Origin of the sequence: Umezawaea tangerina (assembly GCF_003002815.1) — a bacterium.
Classification (GTDB): Bacteria; Actinomycetota; Actinomycetes; order Mycobacteriales; family Pseudonocardiaceae; genus Umezawaea; species Umezawaea tangerina.
In genome coordinates this window covers 1-2,138 of the sequence record NZ_PVTF01000022.1, presented here as the reverse complement: position 1 = coordinate 2,138, position 2,138 = coordinate 1, and the positions used below count along the sequence as shown (strand labels likewise).

The window sequence follows — 2,138 nt, the reverse complement described above, 5'->3', positions numbered from 1 at the left end:
AGGAATGCGTTCACACCCGATAAGGGTCGCGTATTTCCCCTTGTTCTCGGGGTGAATGCGTAGGGGGCGCCTAGGGGGCCGTCAGGGGTGTCATCCCTGACGGCCCCTCGTTAGTTTTCGAATCAGTGGTCTGTCGGAAGTGCCGGGACGTGCTGGTTTCTGTGAAGAGGTGGCGTTGAATGTCCAACGAGCAGAAGCTTCGTGATTACCTCAAGCGGGTGACTGCGGACCTGCACAACACACGCCACCGTTTGCAGGAGGTGGAGGAGAAAGGGCAGGAGCCCATCGCGATCGTGGCGATGGACTGCCGATTCGCGGGGGGAATCGGCTCACCCGAGCAGCTCTGGGATTTCATCGTCGAGGGCCGCGACGCCATCGTCCCGTTCCCGGCCGACCGCGGTTGGGACCTGGAGAACCTGTACCACCCCGACCCCGACAACGAGGGCACCTCCTATGTCATGGAGGGCGGCTTCGTCGACGGCGCCGCCGAGTTCGACCCCGGCTTCTTCGGCATCTCGCCGCGCGAGGCGATCACGATGGACCCGCAGCAGCGCCTGCTGCTGGAGACCGCGTGGCGCACCTTCGAGCGCGCGGGCATCGACCCCCAGTCGCTGCGGGGCAGCCGCACCGGTGTGTTCACCTCCACCAACGGCCAGGACTACTTCACCGTCCTCATCGAGGGCGACGCCGACGGCATGGAAGGCCACATCGGCACCGGTACCGCGGCCAGCATGATCTCCGGCCGGGTCTCCTACACGTTCGGTCTCGAAGGCCCCGCCGTCACCGTCGACACCGCGTGCTCCGGCTCGCTGGTGACCCTGCACCTGGCCGTCCAGGCGCTGCGCAACGGCGAGTGCGACCTGGCGCTGGCCGGTGGCGCGACCGTCATGGCCACGCCCGGCGCGTTCATCGACTTCAGCCGCGCCCGCGGCCTGTCCTGGGACTCCCGCTGCAAGTCCTTCGCCGACGGCGCGGACGGCACGGTCTGGGGCGACGGCGTCGGCCTCGTGCTCGTCGAGCGGCTGTCCGACGCGCGCCGCAACGGCCACCAGGTGCTCGCGGTCGTCCGCGGCTCCGCGGTGAACCAGGACGGCGCCTCGAACGGCCTGACCGCGCCGAACGGCCCGTCGCAGCAGAAGGTCATCCGCAAGGCGCTCGCCAACGCCGGTCTGTCGCCGATGGACGTGGACGCCATCGAGGCGCACGGCACCGGCACGAAGCTGGGCGACCCGATCGAGGCGCAGGCCCTGATCGCCGCCTACGGACCTGAGCGCGCCACGCCGCTGCTGCTCGGTTCGGTGAAGTCGAACATCGGCCACACGCAGGCCGCCGCCGGTGTCGCCGCCATCATCAAGACCGTCCTCTCGCTGCAGCACGGCATCGTGCCGAAGACGCTGCACGTGGACGCGCCCTCGAAGCAGATCGACTGGAGCTCGGGCGCGGCCAAGCTGGTCACCGAGACGCAGCCGTGGCCCGAGACCGGCCACCCGCGCCGCATGGGCGTCTCGTCCTTCGGTTACAGCGGAACGAACGCGCACGCGATCCTGGAGCAGGCGCCCGAAGGCGCGAACAGCGCCTTCGGAAGTTCTTCGTCTTCCCAGGTTGTCGGTGGGATCACCCAAGAGCGGCACGAACTCCCTGTTGTGCCGGTGGTGCTGTCGGGCAAGAGCGAAGAGGCGCTGCGGGCCCAGGCGGCGAACCTGCTCCCGCTGGTGGAGCAGGGGATCGACCTCACCGACCTCGCGTTCTCGGCCGCCACCACGCGGGCCAACCTGGAGCACCGCGCGGTGGTCGTCGCCGACGGCCGTGAGGACCTGCTCGCGGGACTCCAGGCCCTCGCCGGTGGTTCCGGCGCGCCCGGACTGGTCGTCGGGGAGGCCGTCACCGGCCGCACGGCGGTGCTGTTCACCGGTCAGGGCAGCCAGCGGATCGCGATGGGTCAGGAGCTGTACGGCGCTTTCCCGGTGTACGCCGAGGCGTTCGACGCCGTGTGCGCGCACCTGGACCCGCGGCTGTCCGAGGCGCTGGCCGACCAGGACCTGTTGAACCGGACGGAGTTCACCCAGCCCGCGTTGTTCGCGGTGGAGGTGGCGTTGTACCGGTTGGTGGAGTCGTGGGGTGTGCGGCCGGACTTCCTG

The 2,138-nt window shown here is 69.5% G+C and carries 1 pseudogene; it reads left to right on the top strand.

The window, feature by feature from the left end:
* Positions 1–179: 179 nt before the first annotated feature.
* Positions 180–2,138 (top strand): annotated as a pseudogene (locus tag CLV43_RS43860) (type I polyketide synthase); the annotation flags it as partial.